Origin of the sequence: Salinivibrio sp. IB282 (genome assembly GCF_001995685.1) — a bacterium.
GTDB classification, from domain to species: domain Bacteria; phylum Pseudomonadota; class Gammaproteobacteria; order Enterobacterales; family Vibrionaceae; genus Salinivibrio; species Salinivibrio kushneri.
This window is the reverse complement of the sequence record NZ_MUET01000063.1, coordinates 1-17,398: the sequence shown is the minus strand read 5'-3', so window position 1 is coordinate 17,398 and position 17,398 is coordinate 1. Positions and strand designations below refer to the sequence as shown.

15 protein-coding genes and 1 tRNA gene are annotated in these 17,398 nt (G+C 52.9%); 10 read left to right on the top strand and 6 right to left on the bottom strand.

Annotated features, from left to right (window positions below; all coding sequences use genetic code 11):
- The first annotated feature begins 151 nt into the window (after positions 1-151).
- The 5 genes from BZG14_RS12010 (at position 152) to BZG14_RS11990 (ending at position 4,967) form a co-directional block, all read left to right on the top strand.
- Positions 152-1,183: a GGDEF domain-containing protein gene (locus BZG14_RS12010; RefSeq protein ID WP_069362348.1), complete on the top strand. Its 1,032-nt coding sequence runs from the start codon at positions 152-154 to the stop codon at positions 1,181-1,183.
- 94 nt (positions 1,184-1,277) lie between these two features.
- Complete coding sequence (locus tag BZG14_RS12005) at positions 1,278-1,556, top strand: YihD family protein (RefSeq protein ID WP_077458608.1); 279 nt, start codon at positions 1,278-1,280, stop codon at positions 1,554-1,556.
- 175 nt (positions 1,557-1,731) lie between these two features.
- Positions 1,732-3,159 carry a cytochrome c oxidase accessory protein CcoG gene (ccoG, locus tag BZG14_RS12000; protein WP_069362346.1) on the top strand — a complete coding sequence of 476 codons (1,428 nt, stop codon included), beginning with the start codon at positions 1,732-1,734 and terminating at the stop codon, positions 3,157-3,159.
- Between the two features lie 87 nt (positions 3,160-3,246).
- Positions 3,247-4,227: a serine/threonine protein kinase gene (locus BZG14_RS11995; RefSeq protein WP_077523072.1), complete on the top strand. Its 981-nt coding sequence runs from the start codon at positions 3,247-3,249 to the stop codon at positions 4,225-4,227.
- A gap of 32 nt (positions 4,228-4,259) precedes the next feature.
- Positions 4,260-4,967 carry a thiol:disulfide interchange protein DsbA/DsbL gene (locus BZG14_RS11990; RefSeq protein ID WP_077458606.1) on the top strand — a complete coding sequence of 236 codons (708 nt, stop codon included), beginning with the start codon at positions 4,260-4,262 and terminating at the stop codon, positions 4,965-4,967.
- On the opposite strand, the gene BZG14_RS11985 is transcribed toward BZG14_RS11990, so the two are convergent.
- Entirely contained in the window at positions 4,968-6,491 is a 1,524-nt protein-coding gene (locus BZG14_RS11985; RefSeq protein WP_077608831.1) for a YifB family Mg chelatase-like AAA ATPase, read from the bottom strand. It abuts the gene before it with no gap.
- A 490-nt stretch (positions 6,492-6,981) separates the two neighbouring features.
- On the opposite strand from BZG14_RS11985, the gene ilvG reads away from it, so the two are divergent.
- The 5 genes from ilvG to ilvA are packed head-to-tail and all read left to right on the top strand — an operon-like array spanning position 6,982 to position 13,263.
- Positions 6,982-8,628 (top strand): acetolactate synthase 2 catalytic subunit, encoded by a 1,647-nt coding sequence (gene ilvG / locus BZG14_RS11980; RefSeq protein WP_077523076.1) that lies wholly within the window; start codon positions 6,982-6,984, stop codon positions 8,626-8,628.
- The gene (ilvM, locus tag BZG14_RS11975; protein WP_069362342.1) at positions 8,625-8,882 is read left to right on the top strand and encodes an acetolactate synthase 2 small subunit; all 258 of its coding nucleotides are present in this window, start codon (positions 8,625-8,627) and stop codon (positions 8,880-8,882) included. Before ilvG ends, ilvM begins: the two co-directional genes overlap by 4 nt.
- An 18-nt stretch (positions 8,883-8,900) precedes the next feature.
- Entirely contained in the window at positions 8,901-9,842 is a 942-nt protein-coding gene (gene ilvE / locus BZG14_RS11970; RefSeq protein WP_077486775.1) for a branched-chain-amino-acid transaminase, read from the top strand.
- Between the two features lie 17 nt (positions 9,843-9,859).
- Positions 9,860-11,701 carry a dihydroxy-acid dehydratase gene (ilvD, locus tag BZG14_RS11965; protein ID WP_077608830.1) on the top strand — a complete coding sequence of 614 codons (1,842 nt, stop codon included), beginning with the start codon at positions 9,860-9,862 and terminating at the stop codon, positions 11,699-11,701.
- Between the two features lie 2 nt (positions 11,702-11,703).
- Positions 11,704-13,263 (top strand): threonine ammonia-lyase, biosynthetic, encoded by a 1,560-nt coding sequence (ilvA, locus tag BZG14_RS11960; RefSeq protein WP_077458601.1) that lies wholly within the window; start codon positions 11,704-11,706, stop codon positions 13,261-13,263.
- 38 nt (positions 13,264-13,301) lie between these two features.
- Here the strand turns inward: ilvA and BZG14_RS11955 are convergent, their stop codons facing one another.
- The 5 genes from BZG14_RS11955 to BZG14_RS11935 all read right to left on the bottom strand — a co-directional run bounded on the left by BZG14_RS11955 (position 13,302) and on the right by BZG14_RS11935 (position 17,374).
- A complete protein-coding gene (locus tag BZG14_RS11955; protein WP_077458600.1) occupies positions 13,302-13,673 on the bottom strand; it encodes a helix-turn-helix domain-containing protein in 372 nt (123 codons plus the stop codon).
- A gap of 186 nt (positions 13,674-13,859) precedes the next feature.
- Positions 13,860-14,231, bottom strand: coding sequence for a helix-turn-helix transcriptional regulator (locus BZG14_RS11950; protein WP_021022741.1), 372 nt, complete (start codon positions 14,229-14,231; stop codon positions 13,860-13,862).
- Positions 14,232-14,510: 279 nt separating this feature from the next.
- On the bottom strand, positions 14,511-16,349 hold the full coding sequence (gene glmS, locus BZG14_RS11945) for a glutamine--fructose-6-phosphate transaminase (isomerizing) (protein ID WP_077608829.1): 1,839 nt from the start codon (positions 16,347-16,349) through the stop codon (positions 14,511-14,513).
- 21 nt (positions 16,350-16,370) lie between these two features.
- The gene (locus tag BZG14_RS11940; RefSeq protein ID WP_077458598.1) at positions 16,371-17,135 is read right to left on the bottom strand and encodes a DeoR/GlpR family DNA-binding transcription regulator; all 765 of its coding nucleotides are present in this window, start codon (positions 17,133-17,135) and stop codon (positions 16,371-16,373) included.
- A 154-nt stretch (positions 17,136-17,289) separates the two neighbouring features.
- Positions 17,290-17,374 (bottom strand) — tRNA-Leu (locus tag BZG14_RS11935).
- Positions 17,375-17,398: the final 24 nt, after the last annotated feature.

Here is a 17,398-nt window from a genome sequence, read left to right as displayed (position 1 = left end):
GTTCCAGCCCAGTCCTTTCTTCCTTTAATCCTATCCTGCAGGCGTTGTTGCCTGCAGGCTCACGCTTTTTCGCTGTCTACTGCCGTTCCAATCACTTTGGGTATACACTAATAAAAGCTCTCTTGGTATCGACAACGCAGAAAGGAACGCCATGTCGGACGATCAATTTCAGCAATCTACCAGCTTCCTCAAAAAAGCGGTGCCCTTGATGATGAAATATAAGGTGCCGACCACGCCCACCAACTATGCCTTGTGGTACACCTATGTCGCCAATACCGACGCCAAACTTAACGCGGATGTCGATGCCACGGTGGATGAGCACGGTACCTGCAGCCCGCTGCAAAGCGATATGCTCTACCAAAAACACATGGCCGATAAACATAGTCGAGACATCAATGCATTAAAGCAAAGCTTAGAATCGATGATGACCGAAATGACTCACTCGATGTCAGATACGATCCAAGATACTGACGCTTTTCATTCGGTGCTCGATAACACCTTTGAACAGCTGTCACGGGTCGAAAACGAAGGGCTATCCATTGATGAGACCATTGCTGTGGTACGCAACGTGGTCAAAGACTCGCAAGCACTGACCCAGTCGACCCGCTACTTTAAGCACCAGCTTAATGACGCGCAGCAAGAGATTGCGCAATTGAAGCAAAACTTGGCAGAGATGACAGAACAAGCCACCCATGATGGCTTAACCGGTTTGCTTAATCGTGCAGCCTTTGAGCGCGAGCTCACCGCCTACATTGATAGCCCACAAACCTGGCCGTTTTGCTTGATACTCATTGATCTCGACCACTTCAAAAAGCTCAATGATACTTATGGTCATGTGCTCGGTGATATCGCATTAAAGCAGGTCGCTAAGCGGATCCTCGATTACTGTCGGGATGGCGTACAAGCCTTTCGCTATGGGGGCGAGGAGTTTGCGTTATTGGTACCACAAAAAAAGTTGAGTACCGCCAAACGCACCGCCGAAACATTGCGCGCCGCGATTGATCGCATGGTGATCAAAGACCGACGTCGCGGCCGAACCTTGGATCATATTACCGTCTCCATTGGCGTCGCAGAATATGATGAAGAGAAAACGGAGTCGAGTGCCGATCTGATTTACCGTGCCGATCAGCACTTGTATCAAGCTAAAAACTTAGGCCGTAATCGCGTGATGCCGATTAATTAATCACCACCTGAACGGAAATTGATCCTGGCTAAGTTTCACTTCAGTGTGGTCGGGCAAAATGGCATTTTTTACGTGCCACACTAAGGACGCCCATATGCAATGCCACCGTATCAATGAGCTGCTCGACCTACTCAATCAATCTTGGCAAAAAACCCCTGACTGCTCTCTGATGCAAGTGCTCATCCAGATCGCTGATGAAGCGGGTCATGGTCAGGATATCACCACGCTATCAGACGATACCTTGATCTATCAGCTTAAGATGCGACTAGAAGACACTGATGCCCCCATTCCTGGGCTAGCCAAAGATTGTGAAGACGATTTTAAAGCCGCGATTTTGCGCGCGCGCGGGATCCCGCCTCAGCAATCATCGTGAAAGCAGTCTGGCTAATCGTCTGTTATAGCTAGATTTCATTGAGTTTGTGGCTATGTTGCAAACTATGACTCTGGTAGCGTATTCAAGGAATTCGCTGCGCTACAATTACAGGCAACAATGATAATCAGGGCCTGGCAATGCACCATGGACCCGTACCCCAAGGAAAGCCAATGTCATGAGCGATAAAAAAATCAACGTCAAAGACGTGACTGCAAAAGAGTACAACCCCAAAACTCACAAAGGGGCTGACGACCGATTCAATCCGAGCAATCGTATTTATGTGCGTGCGGTAAAAGGCTATTACCAGCGTATGCGACGCTATATGGGCTGGTTTTTCATGCTGGTGTTCCTCGCCATTCCATGGCTCCCATACCAAGGACGCCAAGCCATCTTACTCGATATCGGTAATCAGAAGTTTACCTTTTTTGGCACCACACTCTGGCCACAAGACCTTACCTTGCTGGCTGCCTTGTTGATGCTCGCGGCATTTGGCCTTTTCTTCATCACCACCTTTCTTGGCCGCGTGTGGTGTGGGTACTTATGCCCGCAAACGGTATGGACCTTTTTGTTTATTTGGTTTGAGGAAAAACTCGAAGGCGCGGCTAATAAACGCCGCAAGCAAGACTCGTTAAAACTGACGCCTGAGCTAGCCGCGCGCAAAACCGCTAAGCATGCAGCGTGGTGGGCGATCTCCTTGGTGACTGGGATGACCTTCGTCGGCTACTTTGTGCCGATGCGCGAGTTAGCCATCGATTTAGTCACCTTTGATACCAGCTTCTGGGTCGGTTTTTGGGTGATCTTCTTTGCCGCTTGTACCTATGGTAACGCCGGCTGGATGCGCTCGATTATGTGTATCCACATGTGCCCTTACGCGCGCTTCCAGTCAGCCATGTTCGACAAAGACACCTTCATTGTCGGGTATGATGCCAAGCGCGGTGAAAAACGCGGCCCACGTCCTCGTAAAAAAGATCCGAAAGAGTTGGGGCTCGGTGACTGTATTGACTGTAATTTATGTGTGCAAGTCTGCCCGACGGGCATCGATATTCGTGACGGCTTGCAATACGAATGTATCAACTGTGGTGCCTGTATCGATGCTTGCGATGAAACCATGGATCGCATGGGCTATGAGCGTGGACTGATTAGCTACACCACCGAGCACAAACTAGAAGGCAAGAAAACGGCCGTGATGCGACCTAAGCTCCTTGGCTACGGGGTTGTCATGACTATCGTGACTGCCATGTTTATCTATTTGGCGATGTCAGTGATGCCCATGGAGCTGGATGTGATTCGTGACCGTAACCAGCTTTATCGCATCAATAACCAAGGGCTGGTCGAAAACACCTATACCTTAAAAATCCTCAACAAAACCCAATCGGATGAGATCTATCAGCTGTCAGTGAATGGGCTAAACGATGTGGAATGGCATGGCCCGCAGACGGTCAATGTCCAAGCCGGAGAAGTGTTCTCATTACCCATCAGCCTCGCGGTTGATACCTATGAGATGGAACAGCGTATCGCTGACATCACTTTTGTGATGGAACGCGAATCGGGTGAGGAGCAAAAAGTGGTCACGGCGGAGAGTCGGTTTATCACTGACCTTTAATCGCCACACCGTATGCAGACGAAAAGGGCGCAGGCAGCGCCCTTTTTATTTGTTACTATGGCGTTTTGCCACACAGACGGAATACTCATGACTGACCATGGCTTTGATTTTCATACACTAACGCCAGATGTTCAGTTAAATGCGATTGAGTCAGTGGGGATCTATCCCCAATCAGGCTTGCTTGCGCTGAACAGCTATGAAAACCGTGTTGCCCAATTTGTCGCTGATGATGGCCAGCGCTATGTGGTGAAGTTTTACCGGCCCGGGCGCTGGTCTAACGCGCAAATTCTTGAAGAGCACGCGTTCTGCCATGAGCTCGCCCAAGCCGATATTCCCGTGGTGGCGCCTATATACCGCGAGGGAACAAGCCTGTTTACCGCCGAGGGGTTTCGTTTTGCGTTGTTTCCCAGTGTCGGCGGCCGGGGTTTTGAAGTGGATAATTGGGATCAGCTTGAGGCGGTCGGTCGTTATCTTGGCCGCCTACACCAAGTGGGCGCGGCGACCCCCTTCCAGGAACGGGCAAAGTTCGATCTCGACAGTCACCTTTATCAGCCTCGTCAGGTATTAAATGAGGCAAATCTGATCCCAGAAGGCATTCAGGCGACCTTTTTCTCTGATCTTGACCGCCTGATCGACGCCATTGCCGCACGCTGGCATACAGACTGGCCGGCGATCCGCTTGCACGGTGACTGCCATCCCAGCAACATTCTGTGGCGCGACGGGCCGCTGTTTGTGGATTTTGATGACACGCGTAACGGCCCTGCGATTCAAGACTTGTGGCTATTTTTAAACGGTAGCCGTGCCGATCAGCTTGCCCAACTCGATACCTTGGCGGAGGGTTATCGCGAATTTCGTGAATTCCCCGCCGATCAGTTGCAACTGATCGAGCCCTTGCGTGGTCTGAGAATGGTGCACTATATGGCGTGGCTAGCAAAACGCTGGCAAGACCCTGCTTTTCCTCGTGCATTTCCTTGGTTTGCTGATGCAAAATACTGGGAAGGTCAGGTACTGGCGTTTAAAGAACAACTTGCCACCCTACAAGCGCCACCGCTTACGCTGTACCCGTAAGCGCTCAATCGATAACGGAGAGTCATTCAATCATGTTAAAGAAACTGTTTCCTGTGCTACTCATCCTCGGCTTAACCGCCTGCTCTGAGCCTGAAAGCGTGACACAAACGTCATCACAAACCACGCAAACAGCAGAGTCTTCACAAACCCAGTCTGAGCCAGCAGCACCCATTGAGGTGGCTGATGCCAAGCCGGGCCGTTTCAAGGCGGGCGAAGACTACCAAGTGCTGGACACGCCAGCCACGGAGACACCGACCGTCACCGAGTTTTTCTCCTTCTACTGCCCACACTGTTATCAATTTGAGCCATTGGTTCAACAGCTTAAGCAGCAGGTGCCCGACAACGCCAAAGTGGTGAAAAATCACGTCTCCTTTATGGGCGGGGATATGGGCAGTGTCGTCACCCGTGCATACGCAACCGCCGTGGTACTTAACGCACAAGACACTATCATTCCGGTGATGTTTGATCGCATTCACGCGGCGCAAAACCCACCCAAATCATTGGCCGAGGTGCGCCAAATGTTTGTTGATAACGGCATTGATGGCCAAGAGTTTGATGGTGCTTACAACAGCTTTGCAGCCAACTCAATGGCGAAGCGTTTTGACCAATCATTCGAAAAGGCGGGCCTGCGCGGCGTCCCTGCCGTGGTCGTGAACGGCAAGTATCATGTCACGCCGAAAACAGTGGAAACCCCTGAAGAATACTTTCAGTTGATCAACTTCTTGCTTACCCAAAAGTAATTAGCTGACTTGGGCGTTGAGGTGGCGTAATAAGCCATCCATCGCCCGATACCCCAGCGCCTCAGCAAGATGAGAGCGCTGGATGGTGTCAACATCGGCCAAATCCGCAATGGTTCTCGCCACTTTTATAATTCGATGATACGCCCGCACAGACAGCCCCAAACGATGCAAGGCTTGCTCTAAAAATGCCGCATCGGTTTGAGCCAGTTGGCAATGTTGTTCCATTTCTCGATTGCTTAGCAACGCATTAACCTTACCTTGACGCGCCACCATCCGCGTGCGCGCCGCTTCAACTCGGGCTTTTACCACCTCCGTTGACTCACCACGGTCACCACCATTGGAGAGGCTCCCTCTTGGCAGTGCTGGGATGTCAATCGACATATCAAACCTATCTAATAATGGCCCAGACAAACGGGCTAAATAGCGCAAGATTTGCTGTGGGTTTGAACGCGCGAGCTCTCCTTCATGATGGCCTGTGGGGCTAGGGTTTAATGCGCCTATCAGCTGAAAGCGCGCGGGAAAGCGGGTTTTGCCATTGGCGCGAGAGATAATAATCTCCCCCGACTCTAGCGGCTCACGCAGGGCATCAAGCACCCGGCGCTCGAACTCTGGCATTTCATCTAAAAACAGCACCCCATGGTGCGACAAAGAGATCTCTCCCGGGCGCGGGACGGTGCCACCCCCGACCAACGCCGCCATCGAGCTTGAGTGGTGGGGACTACGAAACGGGCGCTGACGCCAATTTCCTTCATGCAAGGGTTGCTGGGTTAAAGAAGTCACCGCCGCGGAGGCCAGTGCTTCTTCATCATTCATGGGCGGGAGTAAATCGCACAAACGCGAGGCCAGCATGGTTTTGCCGGTGCCGGGTGGGCCAACAAAAAGGAGATTGTGAGAGCCACTCGCGGCGATTTCGAGCGCCCGCTTGCCTTGCTGTTGGCCGATAATGTCACGCAAACACCGGGTCGGCGGCGGCTCGGGGGCCTCAACCTGAGTTGTATTCAAACAAAGGCTTTGTTGGCCTGTCAGGTGCTGACCCACCGCAATCAGATCAGGGGCGGATACATGGCGCGCATTGTCCACCAATGCGACCTGGCTGGCGTTATCATCTGGCACCACCAGTGCGCGCTGCGCTTTTTGACAGGCAAGCGCGGCGGGCAAGGCCCCTTTAACCGGCCGTAGCTGCCCGGACAAAGCCAGCTCCCCCAAAAACTCGAACTCCTTAAGCCGCTTCTCCGGCAGTTGCCCAGACGCCACCAAGATCCCAAGTGCAATCGGTAAATCAAACCGTCCACCTTCTTTGGGTAAGTCAGCCGGTGCAAGGTTAACGGTGATCCGACGTGATGGGAACTCAAAGTTAGAGGTCACAATCGCACTTCTCACCCTGTCTCGGGCTTCTTTCACCGTGGTTTCCGGCAGCCCCACCAGCGCAAAACCAGGTAAACCATTGGATATATGCACTTCTACCGTTACATTTGGTGCTTGCACGCCCACACAGGCTCGACTGTGCACTATCGCTAATGCCATTTTCTCTCCGCGTTGCCCTTGTTAGCCACTATGAAACCCGGCTCTTATAGTGCCGAGCCAATTTATGATTAAGAGTATTTTTTTCTTGTCATGCGAGTGATGTCTGTGATACCACTACAAATGCACAACAATTAAACACGAGACTCGGCGATAGATCGGGTTCGTGACTGACCTGTAACAAGCAGGCATAAACAAAAAACAAATTAACAAAAAGCTCATAAAATGGGCTAACGACAAGAAAAGACAGACAAATGCTTAACTTCGCTATCGTCCTAATTATTCGCCTCATCGTGGTCATTATGCCGCGAGGGGTTTAGGTACGCGAAATACAGCAGCAACATCGCAACCAAGCCCCCGCAACCAACAGGTTCGGGGGCTTTTTTCATTCATGTGGCGATAGCCACGCGACAACGGAAGCAACAATGATGGAGAGCGCAGAGACCGATCATTCGCCCGCCTGCCCTCCCCGTTCATACGGGGAGGGACGAGGATGACAGGTGCACAATGGGTTGTGGAAGCCTTACATAAGCAAGGCGTTGAAACCGTATTTGGGTATCCAGGCGGTGCCATCATGCCTGTGTATGATGCCCTCTATGATGGTGGGGTTGAACATATTTTATGTCGCCACGAACAAGGCGCGGCGATGGCCGCCATCGGGTATGCCCGCGCCAGTGGCCGCCCTGGCGTCTGCCTGGCGACATCAGGGCCGGGCGCCACTAACTTAGTCACCGGGCTTGCCGATGCAATGATGGACTCGGTGCCCGTGGTCGCGATCACCGGCCAAGTTGCCAGTCCGCTAATTGGAACGGATGCCTTTCAAGAGATTGATGTCCTCGGCTTATCGCTTGCCTGCACCAAACACAGTTTTCTGGTCACTGATCCGGCCGAGCTTACTACCACCTTAGCGCAGGCATTCGAAATAGCACAATCCGGCCGTCCTGGCCCGGTATTGGTCGATATCGCTAAAGATGTGCAACAAGCACTGATCCCACACACGGAAACTCAAGTTCGCACCGCAAACGCTGATCCTGTCGACAACCAAGCGCTCGAAAAGGCCAATGCGCTGATTCGAACCAGTGAGCGCCCTATGGTCTACTTGGGCGGTGGCGTGATACTCGGTAAAGCGACCCAGGCATTACGTGATTACTTGGATCGCAGTCAGCTACCTGTCGTGAGCACGCTGAAAGGCTTGGGCACAGTTGAAGCAAACTATCCGTATTACCTCGGGATGCTCGGCATGCATGGCACCAAAGCGGCCAACCTTGCGGTGCAAGCGTCTGATTTGCTGATTGTCATCGGCGCGCGCTTTGATGACCGGGTGACCGGCAAGCTCGATACCTTTGCCCCCCATGCCAATGTGGTGCACCTAGATATCGATGCCGCCGAAATCAATAAACTGCGCCGCGCACAAGCCCCGGTTTGCGCCCCACTCAATCAAGTGCTCCCTGCACTCGCCTGCCCTGACACCTCACCGGCATGGCGGGCGCAAATAACCGAATGGCAAACCACTCACGCGTGGCGCTACGACCACCCTGGCGAGGCGATCTATGCTCCCGCCTTACTCAAACACTTATCCGATAGCATGCCTGCAAGCACAGTGGTTGCCACCGATGTGGGTCAACACCAAATGTGGGTCGCGCAACATGTTCGCCCCTCTCAACCCGAGAACCTGCTGACCTCCGCAGGACTAGGCACCATGGGATTTGGCTTGCCTGCCGCGATGGGGGCCAAAGTGGCTCGCCCCGAGGATGAAGTGGTGTTGGTGTCCGGAGATGGTTCATTCATGATGAACGTCCAAGAGCTGGGCACACTGAAGCGTCGCGGGATCGGGGTGAAAATCATCCTGCTGGATAACCAACGCTTGGGCATGGTGCGTCAATGGCAACAGCTGTTTTTCGAGCAACGTTACAGTGAAACTGACCTGTCTGATAACCCGGACTTTCTCACCCTAGCGCGCGCCTTTGATATTCCTGGACACAGTATCCAGCGCAAAGACGAAGTCGAGGACGCGCTCAACACCTTGATGGCACATCAAGGCCCGTATTTGCTGCATGTTGCCATTGATGAGATGGAAAACGTATGGCCGCTGGTACCACCCGGCGCGGCAAACCAACAAATGATGGAGCAAGACTTATGATGCAACACCAGTTTTCAATTCATGCCACCCACAGCCCTGAACTGCTCGAGCGTGTTTTGCGTGTGATCCGTCATCGCGGCTTTACGGTTTGTCAATTCAATATGTCTTTGCCTTCAGAAAGCGGCCAAGTAATTTTTGACGTCACCGTCGAAAGCCAAAGAGCGATCGAGACCTTGCGACCACAACTGACTAAGCTATGGGACGTGGCTGAGGTCATGATGTCCTCATCCCAGCCACACTCCCTACGCGCATAACCAAAAAGGAAGAAAAGAATGTCGACAAATACCGCTGATTACATTTGGTCTAACGGTGAAATGATCGCTTGGCAGGATGCCACCGTGCACGTACTCACGCATGCCATGCACTATGGTACCTCGGTGTTTGAGGGGATCCGCTGCTACGACACGCCGAACGGCCCAGTGGTGTTTCGCCATCGCGAGCACATGCAGCGCTTGAAAGACTCGGCCAAAATATATCGTTTTCCAATCCCCTACAGCGTCGACGCGCTGATGGAAGCGTGTCGTGAAACCTTACGCGTGAACCAACTACGCTCTGCCTACATTCGCCCGCTGGGGTTTGTGGGCAACGTTGGCCTAGGGGTCTGCCCGCCACCTGATACACAAATGGATATCATCATCGCCGCGTTTAGCTGGGGAAGCTACTTAGGGGAAGAAGCGCTCGCCCAAGGGGTGGATGCCATGGTGTCGAGCTGGAACCGAGCGGCCCCCAACACGATTCCGACCGCGGCCAAAGCCGGCGGCAACTATTTATCATCCCTCTTAGTAGGGGGGGAAGCGCGTCGTCACGGCTATGCCGAGGGCATTGCCTTAGATGTACGCGGCTACCTGTCCGAAGGGGCAGGTGAGAACCTCTTTATTGTTAAAAATGGTGTGATCAGCACCCCACCCGCCACCAGTGCCATTTTGCCGGGGCTCACGCGTGATTCCATCATCACCCTGGCGAAAGAAAAAGGGCTCACCATTTGCGAAGAGCCGATTGCACGTGAAGCACTGTATCTGGCCGATGAAGTCTTTATGACCGGCACTGCGGCAGAAATCGTGCCGGTGCGTAGCGTCGACCAAATCACCGTCGGTGAGGGCCAGCGAGGCCCGATCACTGCCTCACTACAACAAGCCTTCTTTGGCTTATTTGATGGCACCACCGAAGACAAATGGGGCTGGCTTGACCCGGTTTACCCAGACCAGAGCGCATAAGGCAAAGGAGTCGTAATATGCCAACCTATCGTTCCAAAACGACTACCCACGGTCGCAACATGGCAGGGGCACGTGCATTATGGCGCGCCACTGGCGTCAAAGATGATGATTTCGGCAAGCCCATTATCGCCGTGGTCAACTCATTTACCCAGTTTGTCCCCGGCCATGTCCATCTCAAAGACATGGGTCAGCTGGTCGCCAAGGAAATCGAGCAAGCAGGCGGTATCGCCAAAGAGTTCAATACCATCGCCGTTGATGATGGCATCGCCATGGGTCATGGCGGCATGCTGTACTCACTGCCTTCCCGTGAGATTATCGCAGACTCGGTCGAGTATATGGTCAATGCACACTGTGCCGATGCCATGGTCTGCATTTCTAACTGTGACAAAATCACCCCGGGCATGTTGATGGCCTCAATGCGACTCAATGTCCCGGTGATCTTTGTTTCCGGTGGCCCGATGGAAGCGGGGAAAACCAAGCTATCCGATCAGATCCTAAAACTCGATTTGGTCGATGCCATGATGCAAGGGGCCAACCCGGATGTATCCGATGAGCAAAGCGAGCAGATTGAGCGTTCCGCTTGCCCGACATGCGGGTCGTGCTCCGGCATGTTTACCGCCAACTCGATGAACTGTCTCACCGAAGCGCTGGGGCTCAGCCAACCCGGTAATGGGTCGATGCTCGCCACCCATGCAGACCGTGAGCAACTGTTCATCAACGCCGGCAAACGGATAGTCGGGCTGGCCAAGCGCTATTATGAGCAGGACGATGACAGCATCCTACCGCGCAATATCGCCAACCGCGCCTCGTTTGAAAACGCGATGGCGCTCGATATTGCCATGGGCGGGTCAACCAATACCGTCTTGCACCTGCTTGCGGCCGCGCAAGAAGGCGACGTCCATTTCGATATGGATGATATCGATCGTATGTCACGCCAAGTGCCTCACCTTTGCAAGGTGGCGCCATCGACGCCGCAATATCACATGGAAGATGTGCACCGTGCTGGCGGGGTAATGGGGATCCTCGGTGAGCTTCAGCGCGCTGGCCTGCTAAACGTCGAGCAACAAACCGTGCTGGGCATGAGCCTTAAAGAGCAACTGGCGCAATACGACATCGTGCAAACCGATGATGAAGCGATTAAAGCCTTCTATCGCGCCGGGCCAGCGGGCATTCGTACCACCCAAGCCTTCTCGCAAAGCTGTCGCTGGGACACCCTGGATGATGATCGCCAATCAGGCTGTATCCGTGCCCATGAATACGCCTTTAGCCAAGACGGTGGTTTAGCCGTGCTACAAGGCAATATCGCGCTCAATGGCTGCATCGTCAAAACCGCTGGGGTCGATGAAAGTATTCTGACCTTCGAAGGGCCAGCCGTGGTGTTTGAAAGTCAAGACCACGCGGTGGATGCCATCCTCGGGGGGGAAGTGAAAGCCGGTGATGTGGTGGTGATCYGTTACGAAGGGCCGAAAGGGGGGCCAGGCATGCAAGAAATGCTCTATCCGACCACCTACTTAAAATCGATGGGATTGGGCAAATCCTGCGCCCTGCTAACTGATGGACGCTTCTCTGGTGGCACCTCTGGGCTGTCTATTGGTCATGTCTCTCCCGAGGCAGCGAACGGCGGCACCATTGCGTTAGTGGAAAACGGCGATCGTATTCGTATTAATATCCCCACTCGCGAAATCAGTCTGCTGGTGGACGAAGCGACACTGGCCAACCGCCGCACCGAATTAAATGCACGCGGCTGGAAGCCCAAAGACCGTCAACGTCAGGTCTCTTACGCGTTAAAAGCCTATGCCAGCCTCGCCACCAGCGCCGATAAAGGTGCGGTGCGCGATCGCAGTAAATTGGAGGAGTAAGCATGCAACAGGCCCAACCCTCAAGGGTACAACCGATGGACGGAGCTGATTACCTTAGGGATATCTTGCGCGCGCCTGTTTATGAAGTGGCGATGACCTCGCCTCTTCAAACCATGAAGCGCTTATCTGAGCGCTTCAATAATCAGGTACAGCTCAAGCGTGAAGATCGCCAACCGGTTCACTCATTTAAACTACGCGGCGCGCACAACATGATGGCGCAACTGACTGAGGCGCAAAAAAAAGCGGGTGTGATTGCGGCATCGGCGGGTAACCACGCTCAGGGCGTCGCTCTATCGGGTAGCCGCCTTGGGGTGAAAGCGACCATCGTGATGCCGCGTACCACGCCAGCCATCAAGGTCGACGCGGTACGCGGCTTCGGCGGCCATGTGGTGCTGCACGGTAATAATTTCGATGAAGCCAAAGGCATGGCACAGCAGCTCGCCGACGAACATGGTTATACCTTTGTGCCCCCTTTTGATCATCCCCAAGTGATTGCTGGACAGGGCACCATTGGCTTAGAGCTGGTGCAACAAAATGGTCACCTCGATTATATTTTTCTGCCCGTTGGAGGCGGGGGCATCGCCGCGGGCGTGGCCGTGCTTATCAAACAACTGATGCCCAACATCAAAGTCATCGGGGTAGAGGCGGAAGACTCTGCCTGTCTACGTGCGGCATTAGATGCTGGCTTCCCAGTGACGCTCGACAGAGTGGGCACCTTTGCCGACGGTGTGGCCGTGAAACGTATCGGCGATGAGTCTTTCCGGCTTTGTCAGCAATACTTAGATGACAGCATCACGGTATCGAGTGATGCGATTTGTGCCGCGGTGCAAGACATCTTTGAGGATACGCGAGCCATCTCCGAGCCCTCTGGCGCCTTGGCATTAGCCGGCCTGAAGCAATACGTGGAAAAGCACCAGCTCAAAGATAAACAGCTGGCGGCCGTGTTGTCTGGTGCCAATACCAATTTCCACTCGCTGCGCTACGTCTCTGAGCGCGCGGAACTTGGCGAGAAACGAGAGGGCTTACTGGCTGTCACCATTCCCGAGCAAACCGGCGCCTTTTTTAATTTTTGTCAGATATTGGGCGATCGCGCCGTCACCGAGTTCAATTATCGGTATGGCGATGACCATCTCGCCAATATCTTCGTCGGTGTCAGATTACTCGGCGGACAAGAAGAGTTGGACAATATCCTGCGCGATTTGCGCCAAGCCGGCTATCCGGTCGAAGATTTGTCCGATGATGAAATGGCTAAAGTGCATGTGCGCTATATGATTGGTGGCCGACCATTGGCCAACCTCAGTGAACGGCTTTATAGTTTTGAGTTTCCTGAATACCCAGGAGCATTACTACACTTTTTGCAAACCTTAGGCACCCATTGGAACATCAGCCTGTTCAATTATCGTAACCATGGTTCGGACTATGGTCGCGTACTGTGCGGCTTCGAAATTGACGACCAGGACTTGCTCGCTTTTACGGCCCATTTGCGGGAGCTTGGGTATGGCTGGAAAGACGAGACGTCGAACCCGGCTTATCGCTTTTTCCTGTCAAAAACCACCGATTAATCCGCAACAAAAAGCCCGACATTAATGTCGGGCTGAGTTTATTCGTTTGGCGGCTCTGGGGCCAGGGTGACCACATATTCGGCAATGGACAACGCGTTATCCATCACTGTCTGTCGTGCCATTTGCGGGAGCTGACTCAGCAAGCTCGTCAATGCGGCGAGATCATCACGGTGAGAGAAGGCGATGTCTCGCTCATCCGTTTCACCATGCACAAACCAGTTGAAGGGTCGGCCGGTGATTTCCGCTATCATGACCAGCGCGAGGATTTTCGGATCCGTTTTCCCCGACTCCATATCCAAATAGGTTTGGCGCGCGACATTCAAACGCTTCGCCATGTCTACTTGGGTTATCTTACTAAATTCCCGTGCTTCACGGATCCGTTGCGCGATGCGCGCCGTCGAAATCACCATGGTTCATGCCTCATTTCTGCAACCCGAGCTGTATTAAACACAGCCCGTCACAACACCACCCCTGCATTATGCATGGCTCGGCAGGCGTATCATGGTGGCGCACACCGATAGTGTGACACTACGCTTTTGATGCCTACCTCAGTAAGCAAGCACTCACCCGCCTATCTAGTCGAGCAGGCAGTCTTTTTATGCGCGCTGGGCCGCCTTTGAATAGTTGACTAAGAACGAAGCCATGTTCACGCTTTGGTTTAAGATCGCAGTACGGGCTTCGTGCGGTAAGCGAGAGAAATGCTCAAGCAGGCGGTTCACATCTTGCTTATACTGAACATCGTGCATTTCAACATCTTCGTCACCGTAGACAAACCATACCAATGGGCGCTCAGTCAGCTCAGCAATGTTGGAAAGCATACGAACACGCGGCTCTGTCTTACCATTTTCGATATCCAAGTAGGTTTGACGGGCCACATTAAGCAGCTTGGCCATTTTTACTTGGGTGATGCCTTTCCACTCACGCGCTTCTTTGATGCGTTTTGCTACTTGGGTTTTAGAGTCAATCATTGCTTCCTCTCTATAACTGGTCGATGTTAGTCGTTATACCCTGAGTATGCACAATGTAGGCCAAGTTATTGGACACCAACAAAAACCAAGATATTCAACAATTTAAAAAACAGAATATCGTTCTGTTTAATTTTCCAGACGCCATGCCTGAGATCAAATGCAAAATGATTTGCATTTTGCAATAAATCCTATGCAGATCGCATTTTTGTAGAAAGAGGACAGTAATTGATAAAAGATCAACCACGCTCCTGGTCAGAGCGTGGTGATTATTGGGCAGGTTTACTCAACAGTGACGGCTTTAGCAAGGTTACGAGGTTGATCGACGTCCGTGCCTTTAATCAAGGCCACATGATACGACAATTGCTGCATCGGGATGGTGTAAAACACGGGGGCGATGATGTCATCCACGTGTGGCATGGCGATAATTTTCATGCCTTCTTCTGGTGTAAAGCCGGCGTCTTGATCGGCAAACACGTAGAGCTGGCCACCACGGGCGCGCACTTCTTCGATATTGGATTTGAGCTTTTCCAACAGCTCGTTATTGGGGGCAATCACAATCACTGGCATATCGGCATCAATCAGCGCCAATGGGCCGTGTTTTAGTTCACCCGCGGCATAGGCTTCCGCGTGAATGTACGAGATCTCTTTGAGTTTAAGCGCGGCTTCTACGGCAATCGGATAAAACTCGCCACGCCCTAAAAACAGAGAGTGATGCTTGTCAGCAAAATCTTCCGCGAGTTGCTCAATCGCTTTATCAAAGGTCAACGCTTGATCGATGCTTGAAGGCAGGTGATGCAAAGCATCGACAATCTCACGTTCTTTGTCACGACCAATCGATCCCTGCATTTTGCCTAGCGCGGTGACCAGCATCAGCAACGCAGACAGCTGGGTAGTAAAGGCCTTGGTCGAGGCCACGCCAATTTCTGCGCCCGCGCGCGTCATAAAGGCCAAATCGGATTCACGTACCAACGATGAGCCTGCCACGTTGCAAATGGCCATGGTGGCCATATAGCCACGCTCCTTGGCTAAACGCAGCGCCGCTAGCGTATCGGCCGTTTCGCCAGACTGCGACAAGGTGATCAGCACGCTATTAGGACGGGTGACAAACTGGCGATAGCGAAACTCCGAGGCAATCTCCACATCACAACTGACGCCTGCCAGCGATTCAAACCAATAACGCGCGACCATGCCCGCATTGTACGAGGTGCCACAGGCGATGATTTGAATGTGCTGTGCTTTGGCGAGAATATCGCTGGCCCCATTACCGATGGCATCGACAATCACATGGTCGCTGCCTAAGCGGCCTTCCATGGTGTTGGTGAGCGCGGTGGGCTGCTCATAAATCTCTTTTTGCATATAGTGGCGATATTGGCCTTTGTCAGCGGCGTCATACTGCGCACTGGCTTCATGCACCTCGCGCTCTACCGGTGTGCCTTCTTGATTATAAATGGTCACCTCGCGGCGAGAGATATCGGCCACATCCCCTTCTTCGAGATAGATAAAGCGACGCGTGACATTGAGCAGCGCCAACTGATCCGAGGCGAGAAAGTTTTCGCCAATCCCCAAACCAATCACTAGTGGGCTACCCGAACGCGCGGCTATCAAGCGCTCTGGCTGATTTTTATCCATCACCACGGTACCGTATGCCCCTTCAAGCTGACTCACCGTGCGTTGGAATGCCTCAAGCAAATCAGAGGATTGCTTAAGCTCCCAATCAACCCAATGCGCAATCACTTCAGTGTCGGTCTGTGAATGGAATTGATAACCCCGCGCTTGTAATTGTTCACGCAGCATTTGGTGGTTTTCAATAATGCCATTGTGTACCACGGCAATGCGCTCGCCAGACATATGTGGATGGGCGTTCGCCTCACTGGGTTCGCCATGGGTGGCCCAACGTGTATGCGCGATGCCGGTACCACCGGTAGGATTAGTCTCGGTCACCGCGTCTGACAATGCAGCCACTTTACCCAGCCGGCGCACACGAGTGAGCTGCCCGGTTGCCGAATCGGTGATCGCAACCCCGGCCGAGTCGTAACCGCGATATTCAAGGCGACGCAGCCCCTCTACTAAAATCTCGGCGACATCACGCTGAGCGACCGCCCCTACAATTCCACACATAGTCTTTCCTTACTGGTCTTATTACTGGTCAGCACAGATCACATCTGTGCCGGTTTGTTCTATGGCGTGTTTAAGATCATCATCCAGCAAACTGTCGGTGATCAGGGTGTCGATGCTCGACCACGCAAGCTCTAGGTTGGGGATCCGACGCCCGATTTTCTCCGACTCAATCATCACCACCACCTCACGCGCGACCTCCGCCATCACCCGCGTCAGACCCGTCATCTCGTTAAAAGTCGTCGTCCCACGTGCCACATCAATGCCATCGGCACCGACAAAAAGCTGATCAAAGTCATAGGCACGTAAGGTTTGTTCGGCTACTTGGCCTTGAAACGATTCAGAATGGGTATCCCAGGTGCCGCCGGTCATCAGCAGAGTTGGTTCGTGCTCGAGTTCACGAATGGCATTGGCCACCTGTAGCGAGTTGGTCATCACCACCAAGCCACGTTTCTTATCCAGCAAAGGGATCAAAGCGGCGGTGGTGGTGCCACTATCGACCACAATCCGGTTATGGTCACGAATGCGCGCCGCAGCCGCATCGGCAATACTTTGCTTTTTTTTCGATACCTTGACCGCATGCTCCGACACCATTTCTTGTGGCACGGGTACCGCTCCACCGTAACGGCGCAGCAATAGGCCATTTTTCTCCAGCTCCGCGAGATCTTTGCGAATAGTCACCTCTGAGGTTTCAAAACGTTGCGAGAGCGCGTCGACACTCACTTGGCCTTGCTCGGTGAGCAAAGTAACGATGGTATGGCGCCTTTGCTGAGTATTTCGTTTCGACATATAACAACCAAGTTTCGATTCGAAACTTATGGTAGAGCAAACAAAACAAAGATCAAGATAATGAGGGAAAAAGTGTGGCAAAACAGAGAAGAGGATGATTCAGCGTAGAGCAATAACGAAAAAAGCCCACCAGCGAATGCTGATGGGCTTAATATGGTGCGGAAGGAGAGACTTGAACTCTCACACCTTGCGGCGCCAGAACCTAAATCTGGTGCGTCTACCAATTCCGCCACTTCCGCAAATTTATATGATACACCGGCTGT